At 60.1% G+C, this 18,838-nt stretch carries 14 protein-coding genes and 1 pseudogene; 4 read left to right on the top strand and 11 right to left on the bottom strand.

The annotated features are described in order from the left end of the window. The first annotated feature begins 36 nt into the window (after window positions 1–36). Window positions 37–822, top strand: coding sequence for a helix-turn-helix domain-containing protein (locus QD409_RS21240; protein ID WP_430763605.1), 786 nt, complete (start codon window positions 37–39; stop codon window positions 820–822). A 285-nt stretch (window positions 823–1,107) separates the two neighbouring features. Continuing rightward, the gene (locus QD409_RS21235; RefSeq protein WP_430763604.1) at window positions 1,108–2,217 is read left to right on the top strand and encodes a thioesterase domain-containing protein; all 1,110 of its coding nucleotides are present in this window, start codon (window positions 1,108–1,110) and stop codon (window positions 2,215–2,217) included. A gap of 163 nt (window positions 2,218–2,380) precedes the next feature. On the opposite strand, the gene QD409_RS21230 is transcribed toward QD409_RS21235, so the two are convergent. From QD409_RS21230 to QD409_RS21190, 9 genes are all read right to left on the bottom strand, one after another. Further along, window positions 2,381–4,012: an ABC transporter ATP-binding protein gene (locus QD409_RS21230; protein ID WP_430763603.1), complete on the bottom strand. Its 1,632-nt coding sequence runs from the start codon at window positions 4,010–4,012 to the stop codon at window positions 2,381–2,383. After that, window positions 4,005–4,832, bottom strand: coding sequence for an ABC transporter permease (locus tag QD409_RS21225; RefSeq protein ID WP_092846159.1), 828 nt, complete (start codon window positions 4,830–4,832; stop codon window positions 4,005–4,007). The genes QD409_RS21230 and QD409_RS21225 overlap by 8 nt, the downstream gene beginning before the upstream one ends. Beyond that, the gene (locus tag QD409_RS21220) at window positions 4,829–5,836 is read right to left on the bottom strand and encodes an ABC transporter permease (RefSeq protein ID WP_092846294.1); all 1,008 of its coding nucleotides are present in this window, start codon (window positions 5,834–5,836) and stop codon (window positions 4,829–4,831) included. The genes QD409_RS21225 and QD409_RS21220 overlap by 4 nt, the downstream gene beginning before the upstream one ends. A gap of 96 nt (window positions 5,837–5,932) precedes the next feature. Beyond that, complete coding sequence (locus QD409_RS21215) at window positions 5,933–7,522, bottom strand: ABC transporter substrate-binding protein (RefSeq protein ID WP_430763602.1); 1,590 nt, start codon at window positions 7,520–7,522, stop codon at window positions 5,933–5,935. Between the two features lie 130 nt (window positions 7,523–7,652). Continuing rightward, the gene (locus QD409_RS21210; protein ID WP_430763601.1) at window positions 7,653–8,435 is read right to left on the bottom strand and encodes a carnitinyl-CoA dehydratase; all 783 of its coding nucleotides are present in this window, start codon (window positions 8,433–8,435) and stop codon (window positions 7,653–7,655) included. Window positions 8,436–8,441: 6 nt separating this feature from the next. Beyond that, entirely contained in the window at window positions 8,442–10,499 is a 2,058-nt protein-coding gene (locus QD409_RS21205; protein WP_430763600.1) for an acetate--CoA ligase family protein, read from the bottom strand. Between the two features lie 4 nt (window positions 10,500–10,503). Beyond that, a complete protein-coding gene (locus QD409_RS21200; RefSeq protein ID WP_430763599.1) occupies window positions 10,504–11,664 on the bottom strand; it encodes an acyl-CoA dehydrogenase family protein in 1,161 nt (386 codons plus the stop codon). A 12-nt stretch (window positions 11,665–11,676) separates the two neighbouring features. Next, complete coding sequence (locus QD409_RS21195) at window positions 11,677–13,167, bottom strand: carnitine 3-dehydrogenase (protein ID WP_430763598.1); 1,491 nt, start codon at window positions 13,165–13,167, stop codon at window positions 11,677–11,679. Window positions 13,168–13,174: 7 nt separating this feature from the next. Next, complete coding sequence (locus QD409_RS21190; RefSeq protein WP_092846147.1) at window positions 13,175–14,077, bottom strand: 3-keto-5-aminohexanoate cleavage protein; 903 nt, start codon at window positions 14,075–14,077, stop codon at window positions 13,175–13,177. A 106-nt stretch (window positions 14,078–14,183) separates the two neighbouring features. Here QD409_RS21190 and QD409_RS21185 point away from each other — a divergent pair, with 106 nt between their 5' ends. Beyond that, window positions 14,184–15,176, top strand: coding sequence for a GlxA family transcriptional regulator (locus tag QD409_RS21185; RefSeq protein ID WP_092846145.1), 993 nt, complete (start codon window positions 14,184–14,186; stop codon window positions 15,174–15,176). Between the two features lie 89 nt (window positions 15,177–15,265). Here QD409_RS21185 and QD409_RS21180 read toward each other — a convergent pair. Then, window positions 15,266–15,792 (bottom strand): annotated as a pseudogene (locus tag QD409_RS21180) (dihydrofolate reductase family protein). Window positions 15,793–16,344: 552 nt separating this feature from the next. Beyond that, a complete protein-coding gene (locus tag QD409_RS21175) occupies window positions 16,345–17,958 on the bottom strand; it encodes a winged helix-turn-helix domain-containing protein (protein ID WP_430763597.1) in 1,614 nt (537 codons plus the stop codon). Between the two features lie 306 nt (window positions 17,959–18,264). On the opposite strand from QD409_RS21175, the gene QD409_RS21170 reads away from it, so the two are divergent. Further along, on the top strand, window positions 18,265–18,838 hold a 574-nt coding region (locus tag QD409_RS21170), incomplete at its 3' end, for a filamentous hemagglutinin N-terminal domain-containing protein (RefSeq protein WP_430763596.1).

Genomic DNA, 18,838 nt, shown 5'->3' with positions numbered 1-18,838 from the left:
CGAGTTTACGCTGAGTGTCGCCAGACGGAGCCGCCGATGCCTCACCTAGTCGAGAACCTTAAAATTGCCTGTGCCACGCAGCGTTCCATTTCGCATATCTGCCGCGCGGTTGATCTCAATCGGCAGCAATTCAACCGATACATAAATGGCCAGACGAGACCCTCTGCCCATAATCTGGCGCGCATTGCCAAGTATTTCGATCTCGACGCAGCGGACTTTTTCCTCGCTCCGAAGCTCTTTCGCGAACGGCTCCGGAGACCGACGCTCGGTCTCAATGAAAGTTCGGAACTCTTAAAGGCGTTCCCGGGAAATCTGACTGCCTTGAGGCGTCATATCGGCTACTACCAGACCTATCACCGCTCGCCGTCGTGGCCGGGAATGGTCGTGTGTTCATGCAGCCGCCTCGCGGAGCAAGGTGGGTTGGTGCACGTCAAGTCGATGGAGCGTCTCCGTGACCCTGGAAACGGCATTCAACAGTTTTCAAAATATGTGGGTTTAGCGGCGTTTCATAGAAACCGTGTCTTCGTCACGGAGCGTGTCGTCGGCCCGAACTCCATGTTGTCGCAGACGATCCTTTTGCCGTTCGACGAGCACCAGCGCGTCTATTTGCGTGGAACGACAATGGGGGTCTCCTGGCGAAAGGAAAACCTCCCTTATGCATCGCGGATGATCTGGCGGCATGTCGGCGCCGAGCCCGACCTGCGTGAACTTCTGTCGCGCTGCGGACCTCTGCCGCTATCGTCACGCCAGCTGCCACCGACGGTACGCGCGTTTCTCGCCGATCCATCCGCCGAGGTCTATGCGGTGCCGGCAGAATATTGATGACGCCAATTTTCGCAACGAGGTCCTCAAATCCGGCTATGTATCTGGCCCCGGAATGCGATGGTGCAAGTCGATCTGAAAGTGGGCTTGGCGTTGGTCGCGGAAGAGCTCGCCGCCGGCCAGGCCGGGAACAACGCTTGCTGACCCCTCGGTTGCTCGACGGTCAAACCTCTTAAAGCCGGAGAAGAAGCTATGCTTTTACGGGATATATTGATGATTGCTTTATAAGAATGCTATCTATCATAGCGTTTGGTGACGCATACTTTGACATTCGGGGGCGCCTAGATGTTTTTCTCTGCGGGAGCGGGTTTAGATTCCAGCCCGGGTACTTACCTGAGCGATCTGTTTCGCGAAGAGGCGAAGATCAGTTTGAGTCGCGACACAGACATTCCCGATACTGTTTCAGTCAATCGAGCATTGAATTTCATAAAGCGCTTGTGGAGCGAAACCGGAGAGGAGATGGATGTCAATGTATTCTATCGTCATCGCACCCTTGAAGCGCTCAGCTTTGCAATTTCCAATCATAAAGACCTATCAGCCTCACCAAAAATCATAGAACTCCGAGGTGGGGAAGGCGCTGCGCCGTTGCTGGTATTCGCCGGCGGAGCAAGCTGTTTTCTGGAAATGCAGCACCTCATTAAGGCAATCCGCTTTCCCGGGCCGATCCTGGGCATCGCGTTGACGGACTTCAGCCGTGGTCCTCATTATCCGGCAACGGTGCAGGATGAGATTGAAAGCACACTGAGAGCGTTACAAGCAGCAGGGATAGGAGAGCCTTATCGATTGCTGGGCTATTCCTTTGGCGGCGTTTTTGCTTTGGAGCTCGCTCGTGCTTTGAGGACGCAGAAGCAAGAGATTGCATTCCTCGGGATGCTCGATACCCCGCTGGGCGAACAGGAATGGCCGCTGATGATCTGGGGCAAGTTCATGCGGCAACGCTGGAGGAGAGCCCGGAGCAGAAAGAGGAACTTAACGAAAACCGGTCAACGCGCATGCGGCCAAGAGCCGACAAAGCCTAGCCGGCCGGCTATCGAGCTACGAGAATACCTCGCGAAAAAGTTGAAGCCGCTCTCTTTCCGCTACGCCGACCCACGTACAGTCTATTATCCGGAACTGGCGCCGCAATGGATGGGGGAGTATCCCCCGCGCTATGATGCAGCCGCCAGACAACTCCTACACATGAAAGGTCTTTACAAGCCGAGCCGCTACGACGGGGAACTAACTTTCTATCGCAGTCTGCAAGGCTCTCCGGTCGATTGCGATCCGAAATCCATATGGGGGCACCTTCTTGTTCATGCGGATTGGGTGGACGTCTCCGGTAATCACCAGAGTATGGTTGTTGGGCGCAATGCCAGCGCATTGGCTCGCGAACTCAGCGAACGCCTTATCCGCTGAGCTCTCTATTGGCATGAAAGCGAGCAAATACTGAACCGCTAAAGCAATTCCAGGAAAAGCACGCAGCGGTTTTCCGTCCGGAATTGCGTAAAAACAATAGGTTAGAGTGGTCCTCAGATTCCGTGAAAAACTAAACCGCTCTCGTGTTGAAGATGTCGAGCCTTCAATTTCCGGCGCTCTCCATCTTCCGCGTCGTCAGCACGCGCTCCAGCCAGCCGATCTCCATTTCAGGCACGGATTTCAACAGCAGGTCGGTGTAGTCATCGAAAGGCGGCGATAGCGCTTGGGATTTCGGGCCGAAGCGAACAAGCTTACCGCGATGCATGACGGCGACACTGTCGGCGATGGCACGCACGATGGCGATATCATGGGTGATAAAGACGTAGGAGAGATGGGCCTCCTCCTGCAGCTTGAGCAGCAATTTCAGAATGCCTTCGGCAACCAGCGGATCGAGCGCCGATGTCGGCTCATCGCAGAGGATGAGCTCCGGCTTGGCCGCGAGCGCACGGGCGATCGCGACGCGCTGCTTCTGGCCGCCGGAAAGCTCGGCCGGATAGCGGTCGATGAAGCCGTTGCCCATCTCGATCTGATCGAGCAGTTCCTTCACCCGCGCCGTCTTTGCAGCACCATGCAGGCCGTCGTAGAAGGTCAGTGGCCGGCCGATGATATCGCGTACCGTCTGGCGCGGATTCATGGCGGTATCAGCCATCTGGTATATCAGCTGGATGCGCCGCAATTCCTCACGCGAGCGGCTTTTCAAAGCCGGTGTGAGCGGCTTACCGTCGAACGAAATCCGACCGTCGCTCGGCGGCAGCAGGCCGGTGATGACGCGGGCAAGCGTCGATTTTCCGGAGCCGGACTCGCCGACCACGGCCAGCGTCTGCCCCCTGGGAACATGCAGGGAAACATCGTGCAATACTTTGAAGCCATTCGAATATTGCGCGCTGATATTTTCTACTTTCAGAAGCGCACTCGATTGGTCGCTGGCTTCGGCTCTTGCCTCCTGGCGAACGTTGACGAGGGCGCGAGTGTAATCCTGCCTCGGCTCTTCGATGATCTGCTGGACACTGCCATATTCGACCATTTTGCCGTGTCTCAGCACCATGATGTCGTCGGAGATCTGGGCGACGACGGCGAGGTCGTGGGTGATATAAAGCGCCGCCGTATGCGTCTCCTCGATAGCGTGCTTGATCGCCGCCAGCACATCGATCTGCGTCGTCACGTCGAGCGCGGTCGTCGGCTCGTCGAAGACGATCAGTTCGGGATTGGAGCAGAGAGCCATGGCGGTCATGGCGCGCTGCAGCTGGCCGCCCGAAACTTGGTGCGGATAGCGCTCGCCGAATGTTTCTGGATTGGGCAGGCCAAGCACCCGGAAGAGATAGAGCGCCCGCTTCCTGGCCTCCTCCTTGGTCATCAGGCCGTGCTTCACGGTGGCTTCGACCACCTGATCGCCCAGCCGATGCGCCGGATTGAAGGCAGCGGCGGCCGATTGCGCAACGTAGCAGACCCGCGCCCCGCGGATCCTGCGGATGCCGGATTTGCCGAGCGGCAGGATGTCCTTGCCGTCAAGCAGCACCTGGCCGCCGGTAATCTCGGCGCCGCCGCGGCCATAGGCGAGTGCGGACAGGCCGATGGTGGATTTGCCGGCGCCCGACTCGCCGATCAAGCCGAGCACCTTGCCCTTCTGGAGGTCGAAGGAGACCCCATCGACGATGGTGACGCGTTTCGGCGGCTCGCCGGGCGGATAGCTGGTTGCTTCGATCTTCAGATCGCGAACGGAAAGAAGCTCAGGCATCGCCACGCCCTCCCTTGAGGCTGGAGGTGCGCCTTAAAAGCCAGTCGACCACCAGATTGACACAGATCGCCAGCGCCGCGATGGCGGAACCCGGCACGAGTGCGGCGGAAATGCCGAAGATGATGCCGTCCTTGTTGTCCTTGACCATGCCGCCCCAGTCGGCCGACGGCGGCTGGATGCCGAGACCGAGGAACGACAAGGTGGAGAGAAACAGGATCGAGAAGGCAAAGCGCAGCCCGAATTCTGCCAGCAATGGCGACAGCGTATTCGGCAGGATCTCGCGAAAGATGATCCAGATCTTGCCTTCGCCGCGAAGCTTGGCGGCCTCGACGAATTCCATGACCGCGACATCGAGCGCCACGGCGCGGCCGAGGCGATAGACGCGGGTGGAGTCGAGTATGGCCATGACGAGGATCAGCACAATCAGGTTCTGCGGCAGGACGGCGAGCACGACGAGCGCGAAGATCAGCGTCGGGATCGACATCATCAAATCGTTGAAGCGCGAAAAGACAGTGTCTATCAACCCGCGCGAGACGGCGGCGGTAAAGCTCAGGATAATGCCGAGCGAGAAGGAAATGATCGTTGCCGTTAGCGCGACGAACAGAGTCGTGCGGGTGCCGTAGATGAGACGCGACAGGATATCGCGGCCGAGATTGTCGAGGCCGAAGAAGTATTGCGCGTCGGCGGGCTGCCAGACATTGCCGACAACCTCGGTTTCGCCAAAGGGGGCGATCCAGGGGGCGAAGATCGCGCAGATGAAGGCGAGCAGGATGCCGATGATGCCGATCCAGGCGGCGATGGGGATATCTCTTAATCTCATCGTGGATGCCTCAGACGCGGGTTGGCGACGATGGCGAGAATATCGGCCGTCATGTTGAGGAAGATGTAAACGGCGGCGAAGATCAGACCGCAGGCCTGGACGACAGGCATGTCGCGAACCGTTACCGCATCGACCATGTACTGGCCCATGCCGGGATAGACGAAGACCACTTCGACGACGACGACGCCGACGATGAGATAGGCAAGGTTCAGCGCGATGACGTTGATGATCGGCGCCAGCGCATTGGGCGCGGCATGCTTGACGATGGCGCGGAAGGCGGACAGCCCCTTCAGTTCAGCCGTTTCCATATAGGCCGACGACATGACGGAAAGAATGGCCGCCCGCGTCATGCGCATCATATGTGCAAGCACGACCAGAACCAGGGTGGCCGTCGGCAGCGCGATCGCCTTCAACCGATCGAGGAAGCCCATGCCGTCGAAGACCGTCGCGGGAAAGGTCGCGACTCCGAGTTTGACGGAAAAGAACATGATGAGGAGATAACCGATAAAAAATTCCGGCAGGGAGATCGCCGCCAGCGAGATAACGTTGATGATCTTGTCCGGCATGCGGTTCCTGAAATGGACGGCCAGCATGCCCAGGCAGACGGCCAGCGGCACCGAGATCAAGGCGGCAAAGCCGGCCAGAAACAGCGAATTGCCGAGCCGCTTGCCGATCTGCTCGCTGACGGAATTCTTGCTGGCCCACGAGGTGCCGAAATCGCCTTGCACCGCGTGACCGAGCCATTCCACATAGCGGGTGACGACGGGGCGGTTGAGGCCGAGCTCTTGACGGATATTGGCGACCGCCTGTGGAGTGGCCGACTGGCCAAGATAGGTGGTGGCAAAATCGCCGGGCAGGGCCTCGAGCCCGCCGAAGATCAGGATGGAGACTGCAAACAGCAGGACGATGCTGAGCAGGCAACGCTCGATGATCAGGGACAGCAGCGGAAAACGCTGCTTGAACCTCAGCCCGGGCAAAACGGTTCCGGGGGGTGAATTGGACATGGCCGATGCCTCGCGCTTAAACGTCGGGAGGACCGCGAAATTCTTCCGCGGTCCCGGCTTCCTCTGAGATGAGGGCCTATTCGCCCGGTTCGGGCATCAGGCGTCCAGCCAGACGCGGGTCGCGACGTAGCCGTTCGACATGTCGTTGCCGATATCGTGGACGTAGCCCTTCACCTGCTTGGTGGAGGCGTTCACGAAATCGTTGAACATCGGCAGGATGACGCCGCCTTCGTCACGCACCATCATCGCCATGGCGCGGTAGAGCTCCTTGCGCTTGGCTTCGTCCAGTTCGGAGCGGGCTTGTAGCAGAAGCTTGTCGAAGTCCGGGCGCTTGAAGCGCGTGTCGTTCCAGTCCGCCGTCGACAGATAGGCGGTGGAATACATCTGATCCTGCGTCGGCCGCCCGCCCCAGTAGGAGGTGGAGAAGGGCTGAACGTTCCAGACGTTCGTCCAGTAACCATCGCCCGGCTCGCGCTTGACCTCGATGGTGATCCCGGCCTTCTTGCAGCTTTCCTGATAGAGAACGGCAGCATCGACGGCGCCGGGGAAGGCGACTTCGGAGGTGCGAAGCAATACCGATCCGCTATGGCCTGATTTTTTGTAGTGGAAGGAGGCCTTGTCCGGATCGTAGGTGCGCTGCTCGATGCCTTCGGGGAAGAGGGCGTAGGTGCTGTTGATCGGGAAATCGTTGCCGACCTTACCATAGCCGCCGAGGATCTTCTTGACCATGGTCTCGCGGTCCATGGCGTATTTGAGGGCCAGGCGCAGATCATTGTTGTCGAAGGGCGCCTTGTCGCAATGCATGATGAAGACGTAGTGGCCGCGGCCGGCGGTGGACAGAATCTCGACAGTCGGCGCGCGTTTCAGAAGATCGACGGTCTTCGGATCGACGCGGTTGATGTAGTGGACTTGGCCGGACGACAGGGCGGCGATACGAGCCGTCGCATCGTTCATGCAGATGATTTCGACGCTGTCGACAAAGCCGCGATCGGTGCGCCAGTCGTCCTTGTTGCGCTCGAGCGTAGCACGCACGCCCGGCTCGAAGCTGACCATCTTGTAGGGGCCGGTGCCGATCGATGCGAGCGGATCGTCATAGCCGCCATTCGGCTGGATGACGAGGTGATAGTCGGTCAAGAGCAACGGCATGTCGGCGTTGCCTTCGGTCAGCGTCAGGACGAGATTGCCGCCATCAGCCTTGATGTCCTTGATCGACTTCATGACGCCGAGCGCACCGGATTCCGATTTTGTATCTGTGTGGCGCTTGAGCGTGGCGACGACGTCGTCGATCGTCAGCTCCTTGCCGTTGTGGAATTTGACGCCCTTGCGGATCTTGAAGGTCCAGGTGGCGGCATCCTTCGACGGTTCCCAGGATTCGGCCAATGCAGGAACGGCGGCACCGGTCAGCGGATGGGATTCCACCAGCATGTCGCCCCAGCAGCGGCCGATGCAGAACATGACCTGAGACAGGAATTTCGCCGGGTCCTTGGAGTCGGTCGCAGCACCGCCTTCGAGGCCAAGCTTCAGATGCCCGCCGCGCTTCGGCTCGGCCGCCATTGCGCTTTCGGTAAAGAGTTTGTCGGCGAGTGCCAAAGTCACGCCGGCTGCCATTGCGCGTCCCATGAATTCGCGGCGGTTGAGCCCGCCCGAAGTCACACGGCTTGCCAGATATTTCGTGTAGTCGTTCATTCCCCTGTTCCTTCTTTTTTGTCATGTTGACAGAATTCTCGGGCGGCGTGCTTCAAGAAGCGGTTTCCTCTTCCGCCTGAAGCCTGATGCCCGCGACCATGCGGGAAAATGCAGCGGTTGCCGCCGCCTCTCACTTTCCTTTCCAGATTGGGGCACGCTTTTCGGCGAATGCCCGCGCGCCTTCCAATTGATCTTCGCTCGAATAGAGGACATCGACTGTCGCAAACTGCCGTTTGGTGATCTTGTTCATGGCAGTCTGAAACGTCGTTCCCTCCGCTTCCCTGACGATTTCCTTGATGGCAGCGTAGACGAGCGGCGGGCCGCTGGCGAGCAGGCGGGCCAGTTCCCACGCCCTGTCCATCAGCTTGTCGGCCACGACGATCTCGTTGACGAAGCCCCAGCGATGCGCCTCCTCAACATTAAGCCAGCGACCGGTCAGCAGCATGTCCATCGCAATGTGATAGGGGATGCGCTTCGGCAATTTGATCGACGCAGCATCTGCCACCGTACCGGAGCGGATTTCCGGCAGCGCGAAGGTGGCGTGCGGGGCGGCGATAATCAGATCGGTGGAAAGCGCAATCTCCAGGCCGCCACCGCAACAAATGCCGTTGACGGCGCAGATGACAGGCTTGTTGAGATCGCGCAACTCCTGCAGACCGCCAAAGCCGCCAACACCGTAATCGCCGTCAACCGCGTCGCCGGCTGCCGCAGCCTTCAAATCCCAGCCGGCGGAAAAGAATTTCTCGCCCGCACCGGTGATGATGGCGACACGCAGATCCGGGTTGTCGCGGAAGTCGCGAAAGATCAGCCCCATCTTGCGGCTCGTCGCCAAGTCGATGGCATTCGCCTTCGGCCTGTTAATGATGACCTCAAGAATACCGTTGTCGCTTCGAGTGCGAATGGGGTCTTGCAACTTCTGCTACCTCCTTCGCCGAATGAGCGCATCTGCGGCCACGACGCCGCGGGATTCTGGTAGAACCATCAATGGATTAATGTCCAGTTCTTCAAGCCGTGCGGCATTCTTTACGACATATTCTGCCGTTGATACGACGGCATCGGCAACCATTTCAAGACTGCTTCCCGCATTGCCGCGATAACCTTCTATCAGCTTACGGACTTTGAGCCGCGAAATCCGGTCCATGACCTCGGCTTTCGTGACCGGAAGCGGCAAAACGACGGAATCTTCAAGCAATTCCACGAGGATTCCGCCTGCACCGACGGTGAGGGTCAAGCCGACGACCGGATCGCGGACCGCTCCGACGATCAATTCCGCAAGAGGGCGATCGACCATGCGTTCGACGAGAAATCCGCGAGCGACATGGTTCATGCTCTCCGCCGCATCTCGGACGCTATTCCTATCCCACAGGTTGAGTTTGACAGCACCGACATCGGACTTGTGCTCGACACCGAGCGCCTTGAGCGCGACCGGGAAGCCGAGTTGCCCCGCGCAGTCGGCCGCCTCGCTCGCCGTGGCGGCGGTCTTGCCACGCGGGACTATAAGGCCTGCGGCTGCGAGCTCGGCCTTGGCCGCAGCCTCGCTCAGCGTTTCCATTTCGCCCGCTTCGGTCCGCGTGCTGAGGAGCGGCAATGGTTGCGGTCTCTTCCAGGCGTCGGCGATCCCGCTGGCGATGTCAGCCGCCGCCAGTGCCTCGCTGATGCCGCAGAGTGGCACGATGCCGGCTTCGATCAGTTGCTGCGCGATTGTCTCCGGCATGTTTTCGGGCAGTGTCGCCAGAATGCCGGCACGCGCACCGGTTTGCTTCGCGGCTGCGGCAACGGCCGCAACGGTGATCATCCAGTCGGCGCCATCGCAGCGATCTTCGCGCGGAAAGTCGAGAACGAGGAGATTGAGGGCATAGCCGCCGGCGAACATGGCGCTGAAGGCCTCCGTCTGCCGCGCAAGATCGCCCCAGACGAAGGTGTGGTAGTCGAGCGGATTGGAAAGCGTCACCATCTGGCCAAGCGTCGCGCGCAAGGCGGGCAGCTGTTCGGTTTTCAGAGCGCGGAACTCGACATTCCGACCGACTGCGGCGTCTGCCATCAGCGAGGCCTCGCCGCCCGAACAGCTCATCGAAGATATTGCATTGGTTTCGAGCGGACCTGCGACATGCAGGAGTTTCAGCGTTTCGATGAGCTCCGGCAGCGTCGTGACGCGACCTATGCCGAGGCGATCGAGAACGGCGTCTGCAACCGCATCGCTGCCGGCGAGCGAGGCCGTGTGTGAAACGGTCGCTCGCTGCGCCTGTTCGGATTTGCCGACCTTCAGCGCGACGACGGGTTTCTTCAGATCCCGCGCGCGCATTGCGAGAGCTTCCAGCGCCCTGATATCGCCGAAACCTTCGATATGCAGGCCGACCGCTGTGACGCGAGGATCCGCGAGAGCGGCTTGGGCGAGATCCGACAGGCCGGTCTGTGCCTGGTTGCCCGCAGTCATCAGATAGCTGATGGGCAGGCCGCGCCTCTGCATACTGAGATTGATGGCGATGTTGGAGGATTGGGTGAGGATCGCGACGCCGCGCTCTGTGCGCACTATGCCGTGCTGATCGGGCCAGAGCAGGGCGCCATCAAGGCCATTGATCATGCCGTAGCAGTTGGGACCGACGATCGGCATGGCGCCGGCGGCTTCGACGAGAGCCCCTTGCAGCTCAGCGCCGTCTGCAAGCTCCGCCACCGCTTCGCTGAAACCGGAGGCGTAGCAGACCGCACCGCCGGCGCCTCTCGCGGAGAGTTCGCGGACGATATTGACGGTGAGCATCCTGTTGACGCCGACGAAGGCGGCGTCAGGCGCGTCAGGCAGTTCGGCGACCGACCGGTAGCAACGGCGGCCGAGGACACTTTCCTGTGTCGGATGCACCGGCCAGATCTCGCCGGCAAATCCCATGCGATCGCATTGTTCGATGACGCGTCGCGCCTCGCGGCCGCCGAAGACGGCGATCGTTCTGGGTCGGATGAGACGGTCGAGCGAGCGCTGCGTCATGGGCTCATGCTCCGAATGGCCGAAGCAGGTCGCGGCTGATGATATGCCGCTGTATTTCCGAGGTGCCATCCCAGATGCGCTCGACGCGAGCGTCGCGCCAGAAGCGGGCCAGTGGCAGGTCATCCATCAGGCCCATACCGCCGAAAATCTGGATCGCTTCGTCGGTGACGCGGGCAAGCATTTCCGAGGCATAGAGCTTGGCCGACGCAATCTCGCGATTGGCCGGGATGCCGGCATCCAGTTTCCAGGCCGCGGATAGTGTCAGGAGGTCGGCGGCGTCAATCTCGGTGATCATGTCGGCAAGCTTGAACGACACGCCCTGATTGGCACCGATCGGTTTGCCGAATTGCTTGCGCTCGGCGGCATAGGGCAGCGCAAGGTCGAAGACCCTGCGGGCTCGCCCGACGCAGGTCGCAGCGACGGTCAACCGCGTTCCGTAGAGCCATTGATTGGCAAGATCGAAGCCGCGATGCACCTCGCCAAGCACCTGCGACTTCGGCAGGCGGCAATCGGTGAAGTTCAGGATGCAGTTGTGATAGCCGCGATGGGAGACCGAGTCATAGCCCTTCAGGATATCGAACCCCGGCGTGCCGCGATCGACCAGGAAGGCGGTGATCTTCTTCTTGACACCCCTGTGAGTGTCTTCCTCGCCGGTTGCGGCAAAGACGATGACGAAATCGGCGACATCGGCATGCGAGATGAAATGCTTCGCGCCGCTGAGCACGAAGTCATCGCCATCCTGCCGCGCCGCGCATTTCATGCCGCGCATGTCGGAGCCGGCGTCCGGTTCGGTGATGGCAAGCGCGTCGACGCGTTCGCCGCGCACGGCCGGCAGGAGATAACGCTCGCGCTGTTCGCCTTCGCAGGCCATCAGGATGCCCGAGGGGCGGCCGAAGAAAACCGTCAGCGCCATCGAGCCGCGGCCGAGCTCGCGTTCGACAAGCGTGAAGGTCAGATGATCCAGGCCAGCGCCGCCGATCTCCTCAGGAAAGCCGCAGGCATAGAAGCCGAGTTCGATGCATTTGCGCTTGATGTCCTGCCCAAGATCCGGCGGCACAATACCGGTGCGTTCGACCTCGTTCTCGTGCGGATAGATCTCCGTCTCCACGAAGTCCCGGACCGTCTTGACGATCATTTCCTGTTCTTCGCTGAGTCCGAAATTCACGATCGCTTCCCCCTAGCGTTTTTGTCCCACATGACGGCCGGCTCCATCAGGCATTGGCAGAGCTGCATGAGCAGCAACGATCGGCCTTAGTTTGGCCAGCACCTCCTCCGGTGCGGCCGTGGCCTTGCCCGCCTTGGCATCGACATGCAGCAGCATCTGTTCGGCGGTGGCGACGACATCGCCGCTCACTGTGTTGTGCAGCGCATGGAAAACATGCAGCCGCTTTTCATCAGACGCGAGGATCTGCGCAGTCGAATGGATGGCCTGACCAAGCTTGGCCTCGCCGAGATGCCGGATATGGGTCTCCACCGTATAGTAGCTGTGGCCGCGCTCGACATAGTCCATATCGACGCCGATCAGGCGCAGCAGCGCGTCCGAGGTGTCGCCGAACACCTGCAGATAGCGATGCTCGGTCATATGGCCATTGTAGTCGACCCAGGCCGGGCTGACCTTGGTGTCGATCAGACGCAGCGGCTTTGCGATGTCCAAGCCCTGCTTCTCGCCGCCGCCTGCCGACCAAAGATGCTGCTCGAAATCCTTGAGCAGCTTGCCGGCGCCCCAGCCCTTGCCGCCGTGGCTTCCCTTCAGGCTTTGGAGGATGCCAACGAGGTTTTCGTCGCGGATGCGCTCCAGTTCGCGGATCGACAGGCCATCGGCCTGCTCGTCCGACTGCCGGCCGATCTTTTCGACGAGGGCATCGTCGAGATCGACGACGTCCATCAGCTTTGTCCAGTTCCACTGCAATGCGGGGCCGAACTGCGCCAGGAAGTGACGCATGCCCGCTTCGCCGCCGGCGATGCGATAGGTCTGGAACAGCCCCATCTGTGCCCAACGCAGGCCGAAGGAATAGCGGATGACATCGTCCAGCGTCTCGACGGTGCAGATATCGTCCTTGATCAGCCACAACGCCTCGCGCCAGAGCGCTTCCAGCAGGCGGTCGCCGACAAAAGCCTCGATCTCCTTGGCGATATGCACGCCCTTCATGCCGATCGGCGGCAGCCTGTCCATGGCGGCCTGGATTGTCGCAGCACTGGTCTTTTCGCCGCCGACGATCTCGACGAGCGGTAGGAGATAGACCGGATTGTAGGGATGAGCGACGAAGAGCCGTTCGGGATGGCGCATGTCGCGCTGCAGATCGGTCGGCAGCAGCCCGGAAGTGGACGAGCCGATCAAGGCATCCGGCCGTGCGGCCGCATCGATCTGTGTCAACACGTTGCGCTTGAGATCAAGCCGCTCGGGCACGCTTTCCTGGATCCAGTCGGCACCGTCTACGGCCGCTTCCAGCGTGTCCCGGAATGTGAGCTTGCCGCGCGGCGGAAGCGGTGCGCCGGTCAGCATCGCATAGGCTTTTTCAGCATTGGCAAGCACTTCGCCGACGATGCGTTTCGCCTCTGGATGCGGATCGTAGACATCGACATCGATGCCCGCCAGCAGGAAGCGGGCGATCCATCCGCCGCCGATGACGCCGCCGCCGATGCAGGCCGCCTTGTTGATCTTGGTCATGCCGGCCTCAGCGCTTCGTCAGTTTCAGTTTCTTGCGGACATCTTCGGGGCCGATGATGCGCGCGCCCATGCCTTCGACCACCTGCACGGCCTTTTCGACGAGCTGCGCGTTGGTCCCGAGCATGCCCTTTCCGGCATAGAGATTGTCTTCAAGCCCGACGCGGACATTGCCGCCGGCAAGGATTGCAGCCGCCGGATAGGCCATGGCGTTGCGACCGATGGAAAAGGCCGAGAAGGTCCAGCTTTTGGGAACGTTATTGACCATCGCCATGAAGGTGTTCAGGTCGTCGGGCGCCCCCCAGGGGATGCCCATGCAGAGCTGGATGAGAACCGGGTCCTCAATGAGACCCTCCTCGGCAAGCTGCTTGGCAAACCAGAGATGACCGGTATCGAAGGCCTCGATCTCAGGACGAACACCGAGATCGGTCATCTTCTTCGCCATGGCCCTCAGCATCGAGGGCGTATTGGTCATGACATAGTCGCCGAGACTGAAATTCATCGTACCGCAATCGAGCGTGCAGATTTCCGGCAGGCATTCGGCGACATGGCTGACACGCTCGGTGGCGCCCGCCATGTCCGTGCCCCTGGCATTCAACGGCAATGGGCTTTCGACATCGCCGAAAATCAGGTCTCCGCCCATGCCGGCCGTCAGGTTCAGCACGACATCGACATCGGCCGAACGGATGCGGTCCGTGACCTCCTTGTAGAGATCGTTGCGGCGGCTGGCAGCACCCGTCTCCGGATCGCGGACATGGCAGTGAACCACCGCTGCCCCGGCCTTGGCGGCATCGATCGCGGATTCCGCAATCTGCTTGGGAGTGATCGGAACATGGCTGGATTTGGAAACCGTGTCGCCGGCACCGGTCACGGCACAGGTGATGAAGACGTCGCGATTCATCGCAAGAGGCATTTTTGTTCTCCCTCGTATTGAGGACATTACGAGCCATGAGACGCCTTCATGCTTTGCATTATCAGAAGTATTCGATACAGTTTCGGAACGATCAAAGGAATGCTGAATGCTGACATCAGCCAATGAGACGCTCGACATCGACCTTCTGATCCTCCCGGAGACGAACCTGATTTTGATCGCTTCGGTCATCGAGCCATTGCGCGGGGCCAACCGTATTTCCGGGGCGGAGCTTTATCGCTGGCGGCTCTTCACGCCGGATGGTTCGCCGGCGGAAACGACCAGCCAGATCCCTGTGCCCGCATCGTCCGGTTTCCGGTCGACTTCGGATACGGCGCCGCTCTTCGTGCTCGCCAGCTACAATTGGCAGCGCAGCGCGACGCAGGCGTTGAAAATGCAACTGTCGCAAACCGCACGCCACCGTTCGATGGTTGCCGGCATCGAGTCCGGCACCTGGCTGCTTGCCGAAGCGAGCCTGCTCGACAATGTTTCGGCCGCTGTGCACTGGGAGGATTTCGACGATTTCGCGCTTGCCTATCCGCAGGTGAGGGCCGTCAAGGACCGTTTCGTGATCGACGGCAAGCGCATTACCACGGCCGGTTCGTTGCCGACGGTCGATCTCATGCTGGAAATCATCCGCCGGCGGCAGGGCTATTCGCTGGCGCTCGAGGTCAGCCGTTTGTTCATCTACGAGCCGGCATCCGGCCAAAATGCGGTGGAACTCTCACCGTCGACCGCCGGTCTGCGCATGCGCGATCCCCGCGTCGCTCAGGCCATCCGCTTGATGGAAGACCATATCGAACAGCCATTGCTTTTGGCGCGCCTGGCGCGGCGCGTCGGCGTCAGCGCCCGCCACCTGCAGGCGCTCTTTCAAGATAGCATCGGCGCGCCACCGCATGTGCACTATCTGGCACTCCGACTGAATGCCGCACGACGCAAGGTCATCGAAACCAAAGATTCTTTTGCCGATATAGCCGCCGCGACCGGCTTCAATTCCGCCTCGGCATTTTCCCGCAGCTACAGGGCAAGCTTTTCCGAAAGCCCGTCCGGTACGCGCCGCAGGCTGCGTGGCCGCGCTACGGCTGCGGCAGAGCCGACATAGGCTATTGTAAGCTTGGTAGCGAAGGGCTTGAGGACGAGCTGATTGACAGCTCAGTTTGCGTTTTCGCCGTGCTGCGGATCACGAGTATACTACTCGACGCTACCAGCAAAACTAACCTCAGCGGCATTCTTAGGCTCCATTCGGTAATGCAGCCGGACGCAGCTCTTGTCGATCGCTTTGGCGCTTACGAGCTTAGGACTTGCACGAAAACCGGTGAGCGGAAAGAGCGGAAGGCCACCGCCGAGTAGTTCCGGCATTACATAGATTTCGATCTCATCCAGAGCGCCACGCTCCATGAAAGCCATCTGCAGTTGTCCGCCAGCAGGCATCCAGACGTCACCGTCATTGAGTGCACGCAGCTCCGCGATGAGAATATCGACATCGCTACGAACAATGAGAGGTGCCTTTGGATCATCGATCGGTCGGGAGGTGACCACGATGACGCATTGGTCGGCGTAGCCCAAGGCGACGGCGCCTTCGCGATGAAATCATACGTGCCACGCCCCATGACGACGGTGCGAATGCCCTACAGGAAAACGCCGTAATCGTGTTCGCCGAGATCCAGGTCACCATACTGGTACAGCCACTCAAGACCGTCGTGCTCGGAGACGATCATCCCATGCAGGCTGGTTGTGATGGTGTTGAATCAATTTCTACCGACATTGCGCTTGATGAATTGGATTATTTTTCGAGGAAGTTTCGTATCAGGCGTGTGATCAGACTAAGGTCCAATGTTCTAAGCGTTTGATTTGGGTTATTGCCATTTCGCCCCCGGTTGCTGACACTAGCATCGCTCGTGTCGGCGGCCCGCCCTGTCACCTGAGTAACCTCAGGTGACAGGGCTTATCTGCTCGCTTTCCATAGGGCATTCCTTCAGTCGCTAGGGGCTGAATGGGCGGGTTCCATTCCAATGGTACCGTCTTTGTTCGGTGCATTACGATTGATTTTATAGCTTCGTTCGCCACAGTTCATGGTGTTGCCGGCATGTGGCTATATCGCTGTGGATTCATGCCGAGACGCAGCCTTCGGCCCGCCTCAAACCAACCGGCATATCTCCTCAGAGCGAGCAATTTTGCACCTGGCCACTCGCGTTCTCGGCCATGTCTGGCGGTAAGCGCGATACTCAATCTTTGCCAAAACTCGACGCTTCACCTTTGCCGCTGGATCATCACTTCTCGGGCAACCCGGCCTCAACTATGAGTCTCATAATGCGCTCCTGGGCCTTGAGAAAAACAGGGCTTGTGTTGTTGCTGGGCGGCGGTGCATTTAGCGCTGTCGAACCTGGTCTAAGCTCCATCCCTTTTGCAACGGCGACCTTTGCTTCGGCTATTCGGCCCAGTTGCTGATAGGCTGCCGCCATCAGAAAATAGATGCGCCCGCTGGCCGGCGTGATCTTGATCGATCGCTCCAGCCAGGGCAGCGCTTCGTCGGCGCGGCCCATAAGCATGCAAGCCCAGCCCGCTCCGATCCCCCATGTCCAGCGCGCGACTTGGGGCGTATCGAAACGGTCCGCTTGCTTGAACGTCGCAAGCGCATCATCGAAACGCCCCAAAAAGATCTGTGCGAGGCCGGTGAGGTAGAGCGCGCTGCCGTCCCAGGGGTCTAGAGCGAGCGCCTTTCCGCATGCCACCAGGCTCTCGGCGAACCGGTTCGTCGCCGACAGATACCGGCAATGTGTTGCGAGCACCGGGATGTAGTTGGGATGCGTGTGCAATGCGCGCTCCATGATTACGCCGACACCATTGACGACCGCCTGGCGCTCCGTGTCGGGAAACCACGACAACTGAATCCCGCGTAATTTGAAGGCCGCAAGCGCAACTCGCAGATCGACATTGTCGGCGTCGTCCGCAAGAGCCTTTTCCAGCATCGCCTCAGCGGTGCGAAAGCGCTCCAACGTCGTGTGATTGATCGAGGCGGTTGCCTGTTCGATAGTGGCTTTGGCGGTGCCCGTCGGCCCGCCATCCACTGAACCATTGCCTGACGTCAGAAGCGCGTTGATCCGCTGGGCGAGAGCGTCGCCGATAGCGGCGGTCAGGCGCGTTCGCTGGAGCTGAGGATCAATGTCTGTCAGGTTAACCGATAGGGATGTCGACCACTTGACCGCGCCGGTTGCCGGTTCGATCATATGGGCGCGCAGGCTCCATGTCGTTCCGGTCTTTTCCAATTCGCTGTTTAAGACAAGATCGGCTTTCTTTATGGCCGCGCCAGGCGGAACCACCACGCGGATGGTCTCGATTTTTGCCAACCCGTCTGTCAGGTCACTAATGACGCCGGCCGCCATTCGAGCGACCGCCGGATCGCTGCTCGCCATTGCCATGGGCAATATTGCCACATTTGGTGGCGAAGCTGCGAAAATATTGGGAAGCATCATTGCTGGAATTGTCAAAGCCGTCACGCCGACCGCTGCCATAGCGATCAATACGGCGCGGCGCCGCACCTTGCTGCTGCGCCAACCTACCGTCAGCTCGCTTTCGGTTTGAGATCCGATTTTCGAGAGGACTGCTTGCTGTGGGTTGGCGTCGGTCGAACCCGACACCTCGGCCTCAAACAGGTAGCCACGCCCCGCGATCGCGCGTATCAATTCGCGCTTCTCGTCGCCTAGTGCTGCGCGAATTTCCCGAATGCACTGAAACAGATTGTCCTCGCCGACGTGAACGTCCGGCCAGATCGCCGTCATCAATTCGTGCTTGCTGAGGACCCTGCCGGGTCTGGTCGCAAACAGGCGCAGCAAATCGAAAGACTTCGGCCTCAGCTTGATAGTTTCACCATCGAGCCTGCGCAATTCGGAGCGCTTCTCATCGAGTTCAAAGCCGGCAAATTGGAGCACCGATCCCCCTCTCTCCTGCGATAGTTCCATATTCCGGCACAGTGCCACTAATCACGTAAGTCAGCCAAAAACCATGAATATTCGTGGGTTTCAGCGGAATTTCAGCAAAATTTCAGGGCTTCCGCCACGGCCAATCAGGACGTCTCCCGGCTGGTGCTGCCAAAAAGCGCATGGACGACAACAAATACGGAATCACGAGAATGGCAAGCGGCTTCTGATCGCCGTGAACCCGAACTCTGCAATTTCGGGCCGGGGGAATTTATGTCTGCACGAGTGTTCTCGAAATCCGCGCGTGGCTTCAGGAGCGGTCTGTTCCAGGCCGGGCTTCTGGCCTCGACGGCGCTGGTGCATTCGACGGCGGTGCTGGCGCAGTCGCTGCCGACGGGCGGTCAGGTGGCGGCCGGCAGTGCGACCATCGGCACACCGTCGGCAGGGGCGCTGACGATCAACCAGGCGAGCGGCAGCGCCGTCGTCAACTGGCAGAGTTTTGATGTCGGCAAGGGCAACCGGGTCACCTTCGTCCAGCCCGATGCCAATGCTGCCATCCTCAATCGCGTCACCGGTGGGACAAGCTCGACCATCGCTGGTCAGATCAACGCCAATGGCCAGGTCTATCTGATCAATCCGAACGGCATTGCCATCACCAAGACCGGGACAATCAAGGCCGGCGCCTTCGTCGCCTCGACGCTCGGCATCTCCGACGACGACTTCATGGCGGGTAGGCGGAGCTTCACCGGCAATGGCGCCTCGGCGCCGGTGACGAATGCCGGTGCGATCACCATCAATCGCGGCGGCTACATGGCGCTGATCGGCGGCACGGTCGCCAATACCGGTG

Origin of the sequence: Rhizobium sp. BR 315 (assembly GCF_050577975.1) — a bacterium.
Lineage (GTDB): Bacteria > Pseudomonadota > Alphaproteobacteria > Rhizobiales > Rhizobiaceae > Rhizobium > Rhizobium miluonense.
This window is presented reverse-complemented; position numbering and strand designations above follow the sequence as displayed.